At 31.3% G+C, this 19,004-nt stretch carries 10 protein-coding genes and 1 pseudogene; 7 read left to right on the top strand and 4 right to left on the bottom strand.

The features are described from left to right. The first annotated feature begins 2 nt into the window (after positions 1-2). From HRU50_RS14385 to HRU50_RS14355, 7 genes are all read left to right on the top strand, one after another. The gene (locus HRU50_RS14385; protein ID WP_296351804.1) at positions 3-824 is read left to right on the top strand and encodes an inositol monophosphatase family protein; all 822 of its coding nucleotides are present in this window, start codon (positions 3-5) and stop codon (positions 822-824) included. A gap of 106 nt (positions 825-930) precedes the next feature. Beyond that, positions 931-1,851: a hypothetical protein gene (locus HRU50_RS14380; RefSeq protein ID WP_296351803.1), complete on the top strand. Its 921-nt coding sequence runs from the start codon at positions 931-933 to the stop codon at positions 1,849-1,851. Positions 1,852-2,021: 170 nt separating this feature from the next. After that, entirely contained in the window at positions 2,022-2,921 is a 900-nt protein-coding gene (locus HRU50_RS14375) for a hypothetical protein (protein ID WP_296351802.1), read from the top strand. 3 nt (positions 2,922-2,924) lie between these two features. Continuing rightward, entirely contained in the window at positions 2,925-4,094 is a 1,170-nt protein-coding gene (locus HRU50_RS14370) for a CHASE2 domain-containing protein (RefSeq protein ID WP_296351801.1), read from the top strand. After that, entirely contained in the window at positions 4,073-4,849 is a 777-nt protein-coding gene (locus HRU50_RS14365; protein WP_296351800.1) for a hypothetical protein, read from the top strand. Before HRU50_RS14370 ends, HRU50_RS14365 begins: the two co-directional genes overlap by 22 nt. Positions 4,850-4,952: 103 nt before the next feature. Continuing rightward, a complete protein-coding gene (locus HRU50_RS14360; RefSeq protein ID WP_296351799.1) occupies positions 4,953-8,402 on the top strand; it encodes a caspase family protein in 3,450 nt (1,149 codons plus the stop codon). A gap of 84 nt (positions 8,403-8,486) precedes the next feature. Continuing rightward, positions 8,487-8,942 (top strand): hypothetical protein, encoded by a 456-nt coding sequence (locus HRU50_RS14355; RefSeq protein WP_296351798.1) that lies wholly within the window; start codon positions 8,487-8,489, stop codon positions 8,940-8,942. 9 nt (positions 8,943-8,951) lie between these two features. Here the strand turns inward: HRU50_RS14355 and HRU50_RS14350 are convergent, their stop codons facing one another. From HRU50_RS14350 to HRU50_RS14335, 4 genes and pseudogenes are all read right to left on the bottom strand, one after another. After that, positions 8,952-11,939, bottom strand: coding sequence for a tetratricopeptide repeat protein (locus HRU50_RS14350; RefSeq protein ID WP_296351797.1), 2,988 nt, complete (start codon positions 11,937-11,939; stop codon positions 8,952-8,954). A 32-nt stretch (positions 11,940-11,971) separates the two neighbouring features. Next, positions 11,972-15,187 carry a CHAT domain-containing protein gene (locus HRU50_RS14345; RefSeq protein WP_296351796.1) on the bottom strand — a complete coding sequence of 1,072 codons (3,216 nt, stop codon included), beginning with the start codon at positions 15,185-15,187 and terminating at the stop codon, positions 11,972-11,974. Positions 15,188-15,193: 6 nt separating this feature from the next. Further along, positions 15,194-15,334, bottom strand: a pseudogene (locus HRU50_RS14340) (CHAT domain-containing protein); the annotation flags it as partial. Positions 15,335-15,404: 70 nt separating this feature from the next. Beyond that, positions 15,405-19,004 (bottom strand): caspase family protein, encoded by a 3,600-nt coding sequence (locus HRU50_RS14335; RefSeq protein WP_296351795.1) that lies wholly within the window; start codon positions 19,002-19,004, stop codon positions 15,405-15,407.

The following is a 19,004-nucleotide window of genomic DNA, read 5'->3' as shown; positions in this document are numbered from 1 at the left end:
TTATGGATTTAAAAGCATTAGCAAAAGTTGCTATAGAAGCTGCAAAAAGCGCAGGTGAAATTATTCGAATAGCATCAGAACAAGACATTGAAGTACTTCATAAAGAAGGTGGAAATACCTATGCTTCACAAGTTGTAACTGAAATTGACAGAAAGTGCGATGCAGTTATTCGAGAGTTTCTAAAACCGAGCTGTGAAAAATACGATATCGCTATCTTAACAGAAGAAAAAATAGATGATGGTAGCAGATTAGAAAAAGACTATTTCTGGTGCGTAGACCCATTAGATGGTACATTAGCATTTATTAATAAAACAGCAGGTTTTTCGGTCTCAATTGCTTTAGTGTCAAAAGCAGAAAATCCTATTATTGGCGTTGTTTACAATCCTACTACTAAAGTTTTATGTCATGCAATTCAGGGACAAGGTGTTTGTAGAAATGAAAAGCCTTGGCATCCAGAAATCTTGTCAAAAAATAGTCTCACATATATCACAGATAAATCTTTAGCGAAAACACCAAAAGCAGATGAGATAAAAGTAATTCTTCAACAAAAACTATCAAAACTTAATCTTTCTGGTTTTACAGAAATTCAAGGTGGTGGTGCAGTTTGGAATGCTATTAGAGTTTTAGAAGAAGCACCTGCCTTAATGCTAAAACTGCCTAAAAAAGAAAAAGGTGGTGGGAGCTTATGGGATTATGCCGCTACATCATGTATTTTTAATGAATTAGGTTATAGAGCTACTGATTTTAATGGGGATCCACTAGAACTCAATAAAACAACAGATACATTTATGAATGATAAAGGTGTATTTTATGCATGTTGGTGATTAAATCGGATTGTAGAATTTCTTTGAAATTTATTTTATGAAATCACGTTATGTATCTGAATTGAAATATTTTATATTTATAATCATAAACCCAAATTTAAATTTTATGAGAAAGTTAAGTTTCTTCTTATTAGCTTGTTTGTTGATATTTTCGTGTAATTCAGAAGATGGTAACAATGACAATCCACCTAAACTAAATATTACATTTATAATGGATACTTCAGCCGATAGATTAGATAATCTCGGTGATCCTGCTGTTATGCCTGTTGGTAATGCTGGACAGCATCCAGATTTTCATGTTTTAGGGTTACATTTTATTGGTTTATATCCAGATCAATTTACACCATATGATGGAGGATCTATGGTGTTTTTGTCTCCAACTACAGAAGCAGGAGGCATTGCTGCCATAGATTTTGAACAAGAATTGTTTATAACACCAGACAACAATACGTTTAGTGTGCCTTTAAGTCAATTAGAAAGTGGGACATTCGAGTATTTTAGATCTTCTATTGGATATCAGAAATATGATATCTTCTATAATTTAGGTGGTGCGTCAAATAATAATCCAGATTGGCCTCAAGGCATTAGCGATGATGTTGATGTAGAAGGAACTGTGGCATCATTTTTAGGCTATAATACGTATATCGAAAGTTATAATTTGAAAAATGAAACTGTGTCTGTATTTGAAAATAAGGTACAAGGTTATTTTGGTTTAGAGTCTAACGGTACAGTTTCAGGATATAACTTTAATAACGTTTCTGAAGGTGATGCTCCACAAACCACAGTGCCAAATCCAATAGATGCCACGTCTCCTGTACCAGCTGGTTCTTGTGTGGTCACAGGTAGATTCCCTCAGGCATTAGTAATTCCTGAAAATCCTACTGAAGACATAAATATTCAAGTTGTAATATCTATAAATAACAGTTTTGAATGGGAAGACTATAATGGCAACAATAAGTACGAACCATTATTGGGTGAACAAGTTGTAGATATGGGAACGCGAGGCGTTTTTCCTTCAGTGCAATAATTATAAAGTATTAGATATTTTATTGAAAGCGAACACTATAGGTATTCGCTTTTTTTGTTTTGGCATTCCTTTTGCTTTACAATAACATCTAAATAGAAGGTTGAATCTTGCGTTCGAATTAAATTTACTATTTTGGATACAATTTAACACCTATGCTAAATCATGTCATAATGAGAAATATTTCAATCTTATTAATTGTATTACTGCTATCATCATGTGCAGTGCATCAAAGATCAAACATTAAATCAGATGAAGAATTTGTGGTTAGTGTACAACGCGCTGATACCAGAGGTGGTTTAATAGAAACGGTACTTCAAGGTGTGTTTTTTGGTGCCTCTTATCTAGCAGATAAGACATCTCAATCTCTGGTCAGTACTTATTCTCAATCTTTATCTCTCAATAATTATTATAATACAGATTTAGGTGATGTTGAGAAGACCTATAAAGAAATTCATTTAAAGAAATTTTCTAAACTTGAAGAAGAAGAAAAGAGAAACGAGATAGAATCCGTAATTACAACCGACTTTGGAAATCTGCCCAAAACAAGAGGTAATAATTCGAGCTTAAATTTAGATGATGTTATTAGAGTAGATGAAGGTGATATGCTTAACTTTTATGCGGTAATAGAGTTAATTAGTGACCCACAAAATCCAGGAATTACACGTTTAAGTTTTAACGAGTTGCGCGTATTCTTTTCTAAGACAAAAGTGTACAAGGATGAAGATTTAAATGCTAAGATCTCAGTTTCAATAGAAGGTCAATGGCGTGGTGAAGATGGTACACCAAAAGAAGCGGTTTTAATAGAACAAGAATACGATTTTAAAAATTTAAAATATGGTGCAGACAATCAAATAAAGATACCAATTCTTTCCCCATGGTATTATGACATACCAATTACAACAGAGTTAGACGAAAATGATAATTATGGTGTTGTGAAAATTAATGTAAGACTCGAAGAGTACGAAGGTAAAAAGAGTAAGTACATTAATAAGTTACCAAGTATGTTGAGTGATAATAAAGATGCTATAATTTCTGATGGAGCTTCGGCAATAGAAAAAATTACCAATTAATTTATGAGCTGGTCTAGGAATAAGTTGTTGTATAGAGATGCATTTCTATGCACGGTTATGACATTTATTGTTGCAGGTCTTCTGTATTTTACATTCGTAAATCTATCATTTTTAGACCCATTTGAAAATACTTTCAAGGATTTTAAATTTACAGATTATTATTACTCCAAACGCTTTAATAAAGAACAGAGAAGCGATAAAATAATACTAGTAAATATTAAACATGCTGATCGATATCAACTGGCGCAAGCAGTAAATAAAATTAGCGCTCAAAATCCTAGGGCTGTCGGACTCGATATTATTTTTAAAGACCGTAAGTTGGCGTTTACGGATTCAATTTTGAAAGCATCAATAGCATCAAATGATCATATAGTTACAGCGTATTTTCATGAAAATGATTCTGTAGTTAATAGTGATGTATATTTCAAAACGGACAATGCAAAAAAAGGCTACATCAATCTTAATTTAAAAGGTCAGAACTCGGTAATTAGAGATTTTATTGGAGTTAAAGGCAATAACAACGAAAAGGAACATGCTTTTGCCACTAAGCTTGCTTTAGAAGCTGGTTTTATAGATGAGAGCTATGCTGAAAAGGAATTAAAAAAGCCAATACCCATAAATTATATAGGTAACAAAGACGTGTTTTTAAATTTTGACATTGATGAAATTTTAGAGCAAGATGATATTCCTGCTTTAAAGGATGCAGTAATATTAATGGGATACCTTGGTGATGGTAATACCCAATTTGATATTGAGGATAAACATTTTACACCTTTAAATTCTGAATGGGTTGGTAGAGCAGTGCCAGATACTTATGGTGTTGTGATACATGCCAATATTTTAAATATGTTGGCTAAGAAAAACCTTATTTACAGGGTTTCTATTTTTCCAACTTATGTATTAGCATTTATCAGTTGTTTTTTGATTCTGGTATTTTCAATTCGGTTGTACAAACGCAATAGTTTTGTATTTGATATTACAGAGAAGATTGTACAGTTATTATTGTCTATTGTACTATTGTACGTAGCCATACTATTGCTACAGGCCAATATATATCTTAGTGTTGTGCCTATTATTTTATTAAGCCTTTTAGGTATAGAGATGATAGATTATTACGAATATTTAGTTACGTATCTTAATAAGAAGTTTAAATGGGAAAGTCATTTGCTATAATACTGTTTTGTTGTTTTGTAAGTGTTCTTAATGCACAAGACAGCCTTTGTGTTTTTAATGTGAAAGGAACGGCCTATTGCAAACATTCTAATGCGTTAAAACCGGTAAGCAAAGGCACATTTATACCAAATGGTTCTAATGTCATTCTTGCAGAATCGGCTGAAATTACAGCGATTGATTCTAAAGGAGAAGCTTTTAAAATAGATAAAGCTGGTGAATATAAATTTAGTAAGATATTACAGCATAAAGCTATAAAAAACGCTCAGGGATTAACCACAAAGTATCTTAAGCTCATTTGGGATGAGCTCACAAAAAAAGGTTCTGGAAAAACAATTATTGGTGGCGTTTACAGAGGAGATATTTTAATGGAATTTCCAAAAGACAGTACAAAAACTGCGAGCTCTAAACTTGAGTTTATTTGGAAAGAGCACAATGAAGATGCTAACTATTTTGTATTTATTAGGAATATTGAAACTGATGAAGTTTATAAATTTTCAACCAACGGAACTACCTTAACCTTATACAAGGACAATCCTATTTTTTATGAAGGTAATGACTACGAATGGTCAGTTAGCACAGAAGAATTTCCTAACCTCAAGAACATTCCCTTTTATAGTTTTACTCTAATTGAAAGGTCAGAATATAAGGCTCTAAAACAAGAATTATCTGAGGTTGTTACCGATTTAAAAACACTTGGCTTAACCGATTCTGAAATTGAAGCATCTATATGCGAAATTTATGGTGTATGTAAGTAGTTTTAATTATTGGTCTTCTTAGAAGATAAAAAATATTACATACACATTGTGCATTTAAAAATATTAGATTGGTTTTACATTAATAAAAAAATACTTCTGTAATATGAAAAAGATAATTTATTTAATTTGTTTGATTACATTTTTTAAAATAAATAGTCAAAATAAAAAAGAAAGCACTCTATATGATGTGAATAAAGTTTATATCCAGCTAAATGATTTTTCAGGAGAAATAGTTGCCTCGTCAGATATGTTGATTTTATTGCAAAATAAAAACTTCTTTGCTATTTGGTCTGCTAGAGACAAACGTAAAATGCATAATTTTTCAATTCAAGGACAGGAAATTAAAGCTCTTTTCACTCCAAATTCAAAGTATATCGTATTCTTTATTAAAAAATTTGGAACTAGAAGTTATTATGGAAAATTAGAGGTTGAAACAGGAATTTATGAAGAAACAGAGATAAATAATAAAGCATTTAACCCTTTAGAAATTAAATCTACTTTTAAGTTCGACGCTGATACTAATGAACTTTTAGTTTTTTCTAACAACAAATTATGGAATGTAAACATTCTTAATTTTGAATTGAACCAAGTTTTAGATTTCAATCAAAGTTTAGAACCAACTTATAAGGATTTCTTATTTACCACAGATAGTCAGATTTGTTTTAAAATTGAGTCTGATACTAAGAAAAGTTACTTCGCCACAACACAACTTAGACCTGCTCAATGGAAATTAGATAGCATAATGCTATTTGATAAAAAGAAGAAAACGTTATTAAAGGTACAGCTAGAAGAAAAACCCTTGGGCGCATTTTCTCATAGAAATACAAGAGTTTTAATTGACTATGAGAATAAAATTACAGATATAGATATTCCCAGTCTAAAAGAAAAAATTTATACTAAAAATCCAACGCAGAAGTTGTACAAAACCCTTAACGTAAGAAGCAATACCCATTTAATTTTTGGTGCCAAAGATTTAAAAAATGCAAACAAAATTAAATCTGACAGTCTTCAAAAAGTTTTTGAAAAAAGTAGGGAAGATAATTTTGATTTGTTTTTACACAAAAGAAATTTGAACCCATTTAATCTCTTAACTGTCCATACAATTGATGATAATTTTAAATATAAAAAAGGGAATACAAAACTTCCAATAAAATTTTATTGGAATCCATGTTCTAATTATTTTGCTACTGAGTTTGGTGTTGTTTATGATAGACCTAATGGCATTTTCTCCTATTTTCATAAAGTAGAAAAATCTCAAAGATGGGATGTAGATTATACTAGAGAAGGGTTAACAATTTATGAAAGGCTATCACTAAATGACAGTGGAGATTTTACGTTTTATGGGTATGGAAATAAATTAGAGGTAATTAATATTTCGAATGATGATAAATTTAGTAATGTAAAAGAAGGTTTAAAAAACAGGTTTTTTTTAAATAATAGTCAAGTGTTATCTGGGTATCAAAATCAAGAAAATAAAAATATATACCACTTAGAATTGACAGATAGTAAAGGGAAAGAAATTTGGAGAAGTGAACCTATAGAAGCAAAAATTAAGGGAGATATAAACACTAGTATTTTTATCAACCAAAATCAAACAAAAGGGTACTTACTCATATCTCCTAATTATTACAGTAAAAAATATAAAACTTTCTCTTATTTTTTTGATTTAAAAAATAGAGTAGTTGAAAGAACCAAAAATCAGCATGGTTTTTTCATTACAGAAGACTACTCTTTTTCTCCAGAAGGTTTTATGGATCAAATAAATATTTTTAAAAATAATAGTAAGAAGAAGCAAAAAATTGATGGTGCCATATTCTTAACTGCCTTAGATAATAATGAAATCATATATAAAGATATTTTTTCAAAAGAAAATATAATACGAGCAAGAATTACAGATAATGGTGTTGTGAATAAACAAAAGTATTTTTTCCCAAATAAAGGAAAAATAACTGCAAAATTTTCGCCTTTTCATTATAAAAATGACAAAGTATTTGGCGTTATTGGCAATGAATTAATGATTTGGGAGTTGGATAAGAAAACACCTATTAAAATACTGCCTTTAAGCCATAATTATGCCACTTACATTGCAGGCTCTAATAAACAACTCTTTATATATCATACAAACGGGTTTATAAATATTCTTGATTTAAAAACATTAGAAATCATATCAACAGTTACAATTCACAAAAAAAATGGGAATATATACAAGGCTTTTTTTAATAAAGATTTGAAGTTTATGATTCCCAAAGAAATTATAAAAGAATATCATTTTGTTAAAGGTTTAGAGACCTTTCCTTTGGCAAGCTATGAATTGTTTTTAAACAGACCAGATGTAATATTATCAAGTTTGGGACATACTGATCCTAAATTAATAGATGTGTATAGAAAAGCATTTTTGAAAAGAATAAAAAACACTGGGTTTTCAGAAGATACAGACTTCTTATCTGTTCAAAAACCAAAAGTTTCTTTATTAAATAGAGACACAATAGAATTTATTACAAATAATAATTCCCTAAGTTTAGATGTAGAAGTAGATGAAACTCTTGATAAGTTACTTGTTTATGTTAATGGGGTGCCTGTATTAAAAAAGAAACCAAACAGGAATAATTTTCAAGAAACAATCTTATTAAGTAATGGTATTAATAAAATTTCTGTTTTAGGTTTAGATTCCAATGGTATTGAAAGTGACCCTATTAATTTTGCAGTAAATTATGAAAATGTAAAAAAGCCCAAAGTACATTATTTTGGAATTGGAGTTTCTAAATATGCAGATAAATCAATGAATTTAAAATTTGCAGATACTGATGTTAGAAGTTTATCAAATTTTTTCGGAACTAAGTTTAAAGATAGAGTACGAATTGATACCTTAAATAATAAACAGGCCACAAAAGAAAATATTTTAGCCCTTAAAAAAAAGCTGCTAGGAACTAATATAAACGATATAGTCATAATCTCGTTTTCTGGACATGGTTTAATAGATGAAGAAAATGATTTTTATTTTGCAACTCATAATGTAGATTTTGATAATCCTAAAAAAGAGGGATTGTCCTATGATGATATACAAAGTTTAGTTAGTGATATACCTGCAAGAAAAAAGCTATTGCTTATTGATGCATGCCATAGTGGGGAACTTGATTCAGAAGAAATTTTAAAAACAGATACTCAAAATTTAAATAACGTAAATACCTATTTACCTGAAGGTGCAAAAGGTTCAATTAAAAAATCAACAAAAAGTGGTTTTAAAACAAGTTTTGAAATCATGAAATCTTTATTTAATGATTACAAAAGAGGAAATGGTGCTTTTGTTATTTCTGCTGCAGGAGGTAAAGAGTATGCTTTTGAAAGTAAAGAATGGGGTAATGGTGTTTTTACATATAGTTTATTAAACGCAATGCAAGACTTAACTGTAGACGAATACAACAACTCTCAATCTGTAAATATTTCAATGCTGAGAGATTATATTTATGAAAAAGTAAAAGAACTAACAAACAATCAACAAAAACCTACTTCTAGATCTGAAAACTTAGAATTTGATTGGGTATTAATTGATTAGCTAATTAATAATGTATATGGATTAAGATTTAGTGACATTATTAATAGTCTATCTGCCTCTCCTAGTCAGAATAAGCTTTTACTTATGGATACCTGTCATTCTGGTAATACGTTAGACCTAAGTACTAATAGTAAATACTTGGCAGAAGTGGACTCAGAAGATGGAAAACGCGGCTCTAAGGGTAAGTTATTAAAGTCTAAAAGTGAATTTAAGTTATCTGATGTTGTATCTCTTTTTGATGACTTTTTATCCAAAAGTGGTGTTACAATAGTTTCATCATCGTCTGGTGAAGATGTGGCCTATGAGAATAAATCTATAGGAAATGGTGCATTTACATCTGCCTACATCAAATTATTAAAGCAGCAATTAATTGGTGCAACATTTTCATTAGGGTTAGAAGATAAAGACTTTAAACAAAGCATTAACTTAGACGAAGAAATCTTAAGTGAAATAATGAAAGAAGTGATGTTGAAAACGAACGGAAAACAGTTACCAGATTTGAGTGAAATTAATAAGACTTCAAAATTAAAGATGTGGTAGTTAAATTTATCAATCTAAAATATACTTTTCAATAGTATTTTTACTGTACAATGTTTTCAACTTATTAGACCTAAAAAGTGTTTGATTCACTTTTCTGCGCATAGCTTCACCTTCAGTAAAATTACCTTTAAATTTTAAGTAAATAGAAGCTAATAAGTAATCTGTAGTTTTATCTATTTTAGTGAGATAATTATAGTAATAATCAGCATTTTCAGTATTGTTGAGGTCAATACTAGCTTTGGTTAAAGCGCGCAGTAAATTTGCATTAAGCGCTTTAGAATTGGTTTTACTAATGCTTGGTAATGCAACTTTTAAAGCTTCTTCTGGATTGCTGTTTAAATATAAATGATTAGCATACACTAACGCTGTATTGCCTTTGCTGTTAATGTCATGAGCGAGTTTATACAGTTTAGTAACTTCTTCTGGTGTACCAAATTTGCTTTTATCTCTCGCTACTGTATGCAAATATTCAACAATTTCATTGGTTGTATTGGTATCTACTGAGTTTTGAGAAGCACTTATTAAATTAGATGCAGCTTTTTCAGTTTGATTGGTTTCAACTTGACTAAAGCCTAAACTCTTATTGCCTTTTACAAAAGACGCATCAGTAGCAACGGCTTTTTCAAAAGCATTAATAGCTTCATCATAAGCTTTAGTCTCAAAATACGTTTGCCCTAAAAGATGCCAAAAATCTGGTGCTTCGGGTTGATTTTTAATGGTGTTTTGCAGTAAGTCAATGGACTTTTCCGATTCATTTTGTTCGTTGTATAGCTTTACTAAAGCACTATAAGCAGCAATGGATGTGTTGTTCTTTTCAATGGCCTTCTTGTACTTTGCTTCAGCGTCTTCTAATTTATTAGATTTTTGTTCTAAATAATTACCATACAAGAGATAAGCATCAGCATTATTAGGATTGGCAGAAATACAAGCTTCAAAAGTTTTTGTTGCTTCAAGTGGTTTTCGCATTTGAGATTTTAACCAAGCTTTGCCAGAATACGCTTCAATATTAAATGGGTTTAATTTTATTGCTTTATCGTAAAGTGAATCTGCTAATCTTAAGCGCGTCAATCTTTTATATTTTGAACGTATAAAATCGGCATATTCAGAATAAGCAAATGAACTTTCAGGATTATTATCAATGGCATTTAGTAATAACTTTTCGGCTTGCTCATCTTCTATAGTATTCAATGTTATGTAATTCAACAACCCTTTTGAATAAACAGTGTTTGTGGAATCTGTTTTAATAGCTTTGTTATACCATTCTAAAGCAGCTTTGTTGTTTCCTTTTAAGCGTTGTAATTCGCTCATTTTTTGTTGAGCTATAGCATTACTAGGATTTGCTTTTAATGCGTTTTGATAATAGGATTCAGCAAGTTGATATTTGCCCTGCAACATGTTTATTTCACCAAGTTTTAAATTGGTGTCATTTCCGTTTTTACCCAATGTATTATTAAGATGTGCTGTGGCGTCATCGTACTTATATTGGTCAATGAAACTGTCACTAATATTAATTTCTGGACTATGCCATGACCCAATTAATCCTTTAGCAGTATTAAAGTGATAAAAAGCACTGTCATACCTTTTTTGATTATTGTAAACCAAGCCTAAGGCATTGTGAATGTATGCAGCTCTTGGTTCTAACTGTAATGCCGTATTAAGTTTACGCTTTGCCATTGCAAACCTCGCATGATTGTTACTTCTAATAATGGCGTAGGCTTCTAAAAGTAGTTGACTGGCTTTAATGCGGTCATAAAGAAAATTGTCTTTTCTCATTAATTCTAAACAGATATCGAGATGCTTAGATTGTTTTACAAACGCTCTACTTGGCGGCAAGCTTTTTGAACCTTGAATGTATAAGTTGATTAAAGATTGTGCTTCGTTAGATAAAGTCTTTAGTAAGGTACTTTGCATTTTACTTTTTATACCTTCTGAAACAGTCTTGTTATTGAGAGTAGATTTATAGATTTCATAGGCACTAGAAGATTTTCCGTAGTATGAAGCGCGTTCCATGGCAGCATTAAATCTCGAAATGAGTTCTCCGTTTGCTTTATCTTTTGAATCTGTTTTTGCGATACCTCTAGTCGCAAGTTGTTTGGTATTTTCTATGGTAGAGGCAATGTCTTCAAAATTGATAAGAGCAACGTCGTTAGAAACCACTTTCATAACAGCTCTGTCGTTTTTAGTACGCAACACAGGTGTTTGACTCTTTTTGTGTTTTTTTACAACAGTTGTATTGACGTTGTCATATAAATAGTCTTCTAATTCTCTGTATATAATATTTTGGTCTTCGTCATCATCAGCCTTTCCAGAAAGTCCTTTGACTAAGTAATACGTAAAATAACCATGCTCAATTTCTGCGCTTTCATAAGACAATTCGTCTGCACCACAACTCAATATTTTGGTTGAATTTTCAAACATGACTTGTATAGTTCCCATGTTTTTAACTGCGCCACTTTCAAAGACAAAACCAGACCTACAAGCATCTAAAATTAGAATAACTTTTGTGCCTTTTTGTGTAAGGTTATTAATCGCTTTGTTTAGAAGTGCTAGCGGAACAACACCACCAGAATAATATTCTTGATTGGCATTAGCATCTGCCGCGAGTAAAAAGCCTTCTTTTTCGCCAAAGTCCTCAACCACATCGCCATGACCAGCAAAATAGATGTACAACACATCACCATCTTCGGATACCTTAAACTGCTTTTTTAGCTCTTGTACTATGTTTAGCGCAACAGCATCTTTATTGATGAGAAGGCTTATGTTGTCATCTTCTAAACCTTCAATGCCTTTAAGGTAGTTTTTAAAAAGTGCTGCATCATTATCGGCGAAATTCAATTTTAAGTTATTCTCATTATAGTCTGAAACACCAACAATTATGGCACGTTTTGTGCCTTCAGAAATTGTATTTGCAGCTTTTGGTTTTGAACCACGCGACCCATCTTGAGCATAACTCAAGACAGATACAACTAAGAAAAAAAATATTATTATGCGTCTCATAATTTCACCAAATTACGATTTTTCTATTTTAGTTATTCAATCAACACAAAAGCCGCCCATTTTTCAGGGTTGTTTTTGTAGGTTTTAGACATTTGTAGTTGTGTGTTTCTAAATGCTTTTCTTACGTTTTGTCCACTTAGCCAATTGCTATAAAACAATTGCATAAATTCAGCTGTTTCTTTGTCTGGCACTTCCCAAAGACTCATCATAAGCATATCTACACCAGCCATTTTAAAGGCACGTTGCAAGCCATAAACACCTTCGCTACCATCAATGTCGCCAAGTCCTGTTTCGCAAGCCGATAACACAACAATATCAGTTTTAGAAAAGTCTAATGTTGCTATTTCTTCTGCAGTAATTATGCCATTTTCTTTTTCGTTAGGTGGATTGTTACCATTTATCCATGCGTAATTTGCTCCACTAAATAACAAGCCAGTTCTAGTTAAAGGATTGTAATCAGTTTTGTATTTATTGCTTGTTTTAGATTTAAGTAATGTTGTTTTTTCTTCATTGTTTTCAAAGAAAAATCCATGGGTAGCAATATGTAATACTTTAGGACTATTGCCGCTAAGACCTTTAAAATAATTTTCACTGGCATTTGTACCCGTCAAAATGTCTTTGTCTATGTTTTTATTCAATAATAGGGTATCAATGGTGTTTACTTCGGCTAAAGTACCTGGTAAATAATTCCATGTGTTATTGTGTTCAGCTCTATTTATTTCTAATAAATCTATATTGTCAGGTGCTTTTACTTTATTGCTAATCTCTTCTACCTTTTTGTCATAATCATACTCTATTCCACCAACTAATAATATATTATTTGGTGATGGGTTGTTTAGCTCGTTGGTGATTTCGTAGGTGCTGCTTAATTGAACTAAATTATAGGTGTCTAAGAGCAACTTGTTATTGTTGCTAAGTGATGAAAATGAAATGTTATGCAGTAACCCTGAAGGTGCAAAATATATGGTAGAAACTTTAGTGAGTTCTTGTTCTAATGGTTTCCAAATAAGCTCATATAATTCTGATGTGTTTGAGTTGTTGTTAATAGAATTGGCTTTAGAGCCACGAGTACCGTAAAGGTCTTTTGGACTAGTGGTCTTAGAAAAAAGATGCTTTAATTTATTTTCTTCAAAAAGTGTGATAACTTTAGGGTTTTTGTCATCTTTTTTAATAATGTAGGCTGCATAATAGGTGCTGTCAGATACCGAATTGCTGATATAGTTAAATCTCGAAAATTCTATTGCAGCTTCTTCTGAGCTAAGTTTGTCTCTAACTTTTTTCCATTTTTTATCAAAATTTATTGGGGCTTTAAACTTGTCGTTATACAACTGCACTAACTCAATTTCATAGCGTTCTAAAGTCTTTTTTAGTTCTACTTTTAGCACATTAAACTTCTCATTGTTTTTGTCCTCTATACTTTGTAAAAACTGTTTGTTGTCAATGAAATCATCAATAAGTTTATTAATATCTGGTTCATTAAGGGCTTTGAGTTTTTTAATAATATTTTTTTGTTGATTTAATAGTAATCCTTTGAGTAGAAATTTGTTTTCTAAGTTGATTACGGTTAATTCATCTTGTGGATTCTCAATATTTAAAGATTCATAAATATTAAAAGAAGCTTCTATTTCAGTTAAAAAAACTCTTTTTAAACTGCTAATACTAAAACTAAATTGTTCTTCAAGTTGCTTCTTTGTTAAATCGTTAGCTTGCTTTACATTTTTAATGACCTCACCATGACGCTTTTGACATTTTTGTGCAATAATGAGGCTATTAAGTGCATCAATGTATTCTGGGTTTTCTTCGCCATAATAAGATTTTATTTTTTTAATGGCTTCATCTAAAATATTAGCAGCTTTTTGGCATTGGTTGTCTAGGAGATATACATATGCGAGTTCACTCTTTTTAAGCCAATAATTTGGATAGTTATCATTATCTTCACTCAGTGTATTTTCAAAATTTGTAATGGCTTCTTTGTATTTTTTCTGTATCACAAGAATAGTACTCAGGTTATCTAAACATTCTCTGTAAGCATTGTCTTTAATAGTTAGGTTTTGCGCTTTTGCCATATCAAAAGCTTGATGAGCAAGTGTATTAGCTTCGTCCAAGTCTTCCATATTAAGAAGACACATACTTAGACGCGTTAATAATGTTGGTAATGTTGGTGCATTATCACCTGTAGAAGTTTTTGTTAAATGAATTACAGTTTCTAAATACGATTTTGCTTGTTCATAATTTTGAAGTTTCCAGTTAAGGTTACCTAAAATTTCAAAATACTGAATTGAGGATACTTTAGGATTTTTTTCATCTAGCTCTATAAGCTCAATACCTTTACTAGCATAGTAAAATGCTTTTTTGTAGTCTGAAGTTTTTGTATAACAAGCCACCAAAAACATATAGGTGTTTCCCATTGCTTTGTCATTTTCCTTGTCATTAAGTCCTTCAAATATTTCTGAAGCTTCTAACAATGCTTTTTCTGCCTTATTAAAATAACCTAGATTGACATACATACCGCCAATGCTAGTTAGAATATTAGCGTAATTTGAGTTAAATGAACCGTAATTTTTTAGAATATAATTCAGACTTTCTTTTTCAATCTCTAAGGCATCTTCTAGTCTTCCTAAACCTTGATATATGCTGGGAAGATTATTGTACCTTAAGTTATTGTATGAGGTTTTATCAAAATAAGGGTCTTTTTTTAAGATATCTAAACCGTTATTTAATATGTTAAGCGCTTTTTTGTAATCACCAGTTTGTCTATATAGTCCGGCTAAATTCGTAAGTCCTATACCATACATCATGTGGTCTTCGCCGTATACAATTTTTAGTAATTTGTTAGATTCTATATACTTTTCTTCGGCAAGTTTATAAGCTTTATTATCTAAATAAATGTTCGCTAAAATATTGAGCCCATTAACATACTGCTCGTTTGTTTCACCATACAAGGCTTTGAGACTAGAAATCGCTTTTTCCATGGGTTCTTGAGCCAAATTACTTCTCTCGGTTTGATAGAGTACAACTGCATAAGAATAAGCCGTTGTCCAATATTCATCAGATTCAACCTTAAAGATTTTGTCTGCTAGACTAAGTGCTTTTTTATATTCCTTGGCAGCGTTATCTAATTGTTGATAGCTAAAGTAGTTGTTTCCGTTTGCAAGTAGTTTTTGCCAAGTATTGTAATCTTTATCACTTTGCGAAAATGCCAATATTGAAAAACAAATTGCAAATAAAGTATGGATTGTTTTATTCATATTATTTTATTCAATCAACACAAAAGCCGCCCATTTGTCTGGTTGATAACGATAGCATTTCATCATATAATTTTGGGCATGATTAAAAGCTTCTTTTGGTTCTTTTGTTGTCTTCCATTTCTTGTAAAACATCTTCATAAACTCAGCCGTTTCTTTATCTGTTGGTTTTCATTGCATCATCATAAGTATATCAAAACCTTTAGTATTTAAAAACAGCTTACAAATTCAAGATTACCTTTTTTATTAATTCCTCTTTTGTTTGAGCAGATACCTGATATTTTTCAGAAGTATCTTTACATTTAACTTTATAGTTTAAGGTGATAATATCTCCGTCTTGAGTGTAAGAGCCTGTTATTTTGCAGCCACTTGCATATTTATTTGCATCTACCCAAATAATATCTTTACCACGTGTTGAGAGAGTACCTAATTCTTTATCTAATAATAGAGATAGCTCTAGATTATCTTCCAGTTCTTCAGCATTCATGAGTGTGCTTCTTACATATACTTCTTTGGGTTCATTTACCACAATCTTACTTTGGTCCTCAGAATTTAGAATACCTATATCAAAAGAACCAGATTTTGGAAATAATACTAAGGGCTCTTGAATGCCACCTATGTCCCTAGCAAGGTTAGGTACTTCATCTTTGGCATAATTGAATAAAGTACTAACGTCTACCTTAGTATTTTCTTTTAAAGCCACACCAGACATTCCTTTTAATAAAGTGTAGGTAAGTAAACCTTGACCGTATCTACTTGCTTCGTAGCTCGCTTGGTCTGCTGCTGAACCCGATATAACAAACATGCCTGTTCTGTCTTTCATTCTATCAATGGCCTTTATTTGGTCTGAATCTATATCGCGTTGCGTTACTAAATTTTCTACAGCTTGTCCAGAACCACAAGCATCTATAACCATTACTGTTTTGTTGGCTGGTATTTTCTTAATGAGTTCTACCCATTCGTTCGTTGAAATCGTGGTGTTTTTTCTTGTCATTTCATCGTTGTAGGCTTCTTTATTGGCAAATCTTGCATCTTCGGTAAGGAAGTAGAAGTCTGAGTTATTATCACTATCTGTCCAATTTACACCATGGCCACTCATATAGACCATGAAAACATCTTCTGGATTCGCCTTTTTTGCAATTTCAGTAATGGCATTTTCAATTGTCTCTTTGCGCGGTCTTTGGTCTACATTGGTCGCCAATTTTACAATCTCTACATTTTTAAAAAGATTTTTTGTGGCCAATTGTAATGCGCTTTCAACGGCGTCTGCGTCTATAACAGGATATTTTAAATCTATTTCATTACCAACATAGTCGCTAACACCAACGAGTAAAGCATAAAAACTTGGTGGTTTAACCTCTTTGGTTTTTACTTCTGTGGCTACAGCACCACGACTTACGGCATCACCTTTTTGGTTTTTAACTTTGACTTCAAAGTTGTTTGCGCCATTTATAGTTTTATCCTCAAATTGGGAGATGTCAATGTAAAGGGTTTGTTTTGGTAGACTAGAGTTAAAATTAGCAGATCTGGCATCTTTAATAATTTCTTTGCCATTTAAGAACACAGAGATTTCACCGTAACCGCCTTCACGCTTTGTTAATTGAATGGGTAGTTTACTCTTTACTATTTCGCCCAATTTAACTTCTGGATATAATGCTATACCATCTTTTTTTATGTCTGCATTACCCAAATATTCACCCTTCATCACTTTTTCCCATAAACCAGGCACATAGTATTTATCTTTTAGCTGGCTAAACTCAATAATCTCCAGACCTTTGGTCCAATACATCATGTCCATAGCCTCTGGTGAGGCATCAAAAAGACCAGACGGATGAAGGTGAATCCAATATTTAGGATCATTGTTAATGGTTATGTATTTTAAAAGTTCCTTCTTAGTTTTTAGATCAGTAATTTTAAATGTATTCTCGGATGGTTCAAGTAAATATTTGTCATTGAAACCAACTTCATAAGTTTTTTTCGGTAATTCTAGAGAGTCAATTTTTTGGCCCGTTTTAGCTTCATAAATCCATATATCTTTGGGCCAGTGAGAATATACAATTAATTTATCCTCGTTAGCACTGAACTTTAGATCCCAGCTACGATTAATAGTAATTATTTTTTCATAATTAGAAGTGTTTCTAATGGTTTTATAATCATCATAATAGGTTATCAAAAACTTTTCTTTAATACTTAAAAACGCGTAATATTCAGCTTTATAATAAGTGCTTTCTTCAATTGGACTGGTTAATTTATTTTCAATTTTTTTAATTACTTTTCCATTAGAAAGATCCCAAATATGTATAAATCCGTCGATTGTAGTGGTAATTAATTTGTCGCCTTTCCAATTAAATTTAGCGCCAATAACTTCAGAATCATGTTTGAGAGAAGAAATAACTTTTCCATTCTTTACATTCCATATAAGAGCAGAATTGTCATAAGAAATTGTAGCTATTTGTGAAAAGTCTTTGTTGTAATCTGCATAATCTTTTAATGCTATATTTTCCGCTAATTTACATTCGAGTCCATCGATGTCATTCAGCTGTCTTTGATAATAATCTTTATAATAATATGTGTATTTACCACAATGATAGCGTGTTGGAGAATCAGATATTTCTTTTTTTAAAGAAATTGGCTTACCTGAGTAGGAATCTAAGAAATAGTCCATTTTAGCATTTATTTCGATTTGTTCTCCATTCTCAAAAAAATTCGAGTTATATATTCTTGCAGAATATTGGTTAAAAACCTTAATTATTTCTAAGTTCTTAGAATCCCAAATTATTATCCTTCCATCAGAAGATGTACCTACTATATTTTCTCCATTATAGTTATACGAAACATTGATTAAATTTTGACTTTTTGTATTTAAGTTACTTATCATAGTGCCTGATTTTGCATTCCATAGAAATACCTGGCCGTCAGAAGATAAAGACAATATTTTTGAGCCGTCAGGGCTGAATTCAGTGGATACAATAGTATCTTCATGATATTCTAAATTGTATATTAATTGACCTGAATTTGTGTCCCAGATTCTAATGCCATTATCCCAAGAACCAGATACAATCTGCTTAGAATCAGGGCTGAAATCTGCAGACCAGACCCAATCTTCGTGCCCATTAAAAATTTTTAATAAACCACCTTTTGCATCCCACAACTTTAATGAATTATCGAAGGAGGCTGTTATAATCTTATTTCCATTATTGTCATAATTAACTAAGTTTATTTCATCTTCATGCGCTTCAATTTGATTTTTAACACTAAGATTAGTAATATTCCATATTATTAGTTTCCCTGCAGCAGATCCTGTTGCAAAACTTTCACCATCAGGATTTACTGAAATTGAATTAATAGTTGTTTTGTGAGCCTTTTTTTCATTTATTTTTTGACCTGATATTAGACTATAAATTTCAACTTTTCCTTTATCACTACCTGTAATCAAAAGCTCACCATTATTACTAATATTAACAGTGCTTATTTTCGATTTATTCGTCTTAATATCAAGCTTAAGCTTTAGATTGTTCAAATCCCAAACTTTGGTTGTACTATCATGAGATACTGTGATATAAAAATCTCCTTTAGGGCTAAATAAACTTTGATAGATATTACCGCTATGACCTTTAAATGTATGTATCAATTTTTTAGTGTTATAATCCCAAATTTTAATAGTATTATCTAATGAGGTAGACAGAATTAGCTTACCATTAGGACTGAATTTACTGCTAAGAATAGAATTATTATGACCTTGATTATAACCTAGCTTAAGTTCTTGCGCATGGCTGCAGATCGACGTTAAGAAAACAATAAAAAATATTTTTAATCTCAT

It is taken from the genome of Winogradskyella sp. (assembly GCF_013213835.1).
In the GTDB taxonomy this organism is placed as follows: domain Bacteria; phylum Bacteroidota; class Bacteroidia; order Flavobacteriales; family Flavobacteriaceae; genus Winogradskyella.
This window is presented reverse-complemented; position numbering and strand designations above follow the sequence as displayed.

Bases quoted from the DNA above. Each gene is read 5' to 3' on its own strand.
- HRU50_RS14385 (WP_296351804.1), top strand. From the start codon at position 3: ATGGATTTAAAAGCATTAGCAAAAGTTGCTATAGAAGCTGCAAAAAGC.
- HRU50_RS14380 (WP_296351803.1), top strand. From the start codon at position 931: ATGAGAAAGTTAAGTTTCTTCTTATTAGCTTGTTTGTTGATATTTTCG.
- HRU50_RS14375 (WP_296351802.1), top strand. From the start codon at position 2,022: ATGAGAAATATTTCAATCTTATTAATTGTATTACTGCTATCATCATGT.
- HRU50_RS14370 (WP_296351801.1), top strand. From the start codon at position 2,925: ATGAGCTGGTCTAGGAATAAGTTGTTGTATAGAGATGCATTTCTATGC.
- HRU50_RS14365 (WP_296351800.1), top strand. From the start codon at position 4,073: ATGGGAAAGTCATTTGCTATAATACTGTTTTGTTGTTTTGTAAGTGTT.
- HRU50_RS14360 (WP_296351799.1), top strand. From the start codon at position 4,953: ATGAAAAAGATAATTTATTTAATTTGTTTGATTACATTTTTTAAAATA.
- HRU50_RS14355 (WP_296351798.1), top strand. From the start codon at position 8,487: ATGGATACCTGTCATTCTGGTAATACGTTAGACCTAAGTACTAATAGT.
- HRU50_RS14350 (WP_296351797.1), bottom strand. From the start codon at position 11,939: ATGAGACGCATAATAATATTTTTTTTCTTAGTTGTATCTGTCTTGAGT.
- HRU50_RS14345 (WP_296351796.1), bottom strand. From the start codon at position 15,187: ATGAATAAAACAATCCATACTTTATTTGCAATTTGTTTTTCAATATTG.
- HRU50_RS14335 (WP_296351795.1), bottom strand. From the start codon at position 19,004: ATGAGATTAAAAATATTTTTTATTGTTTTCTTAACGTCGATCTGCAGC.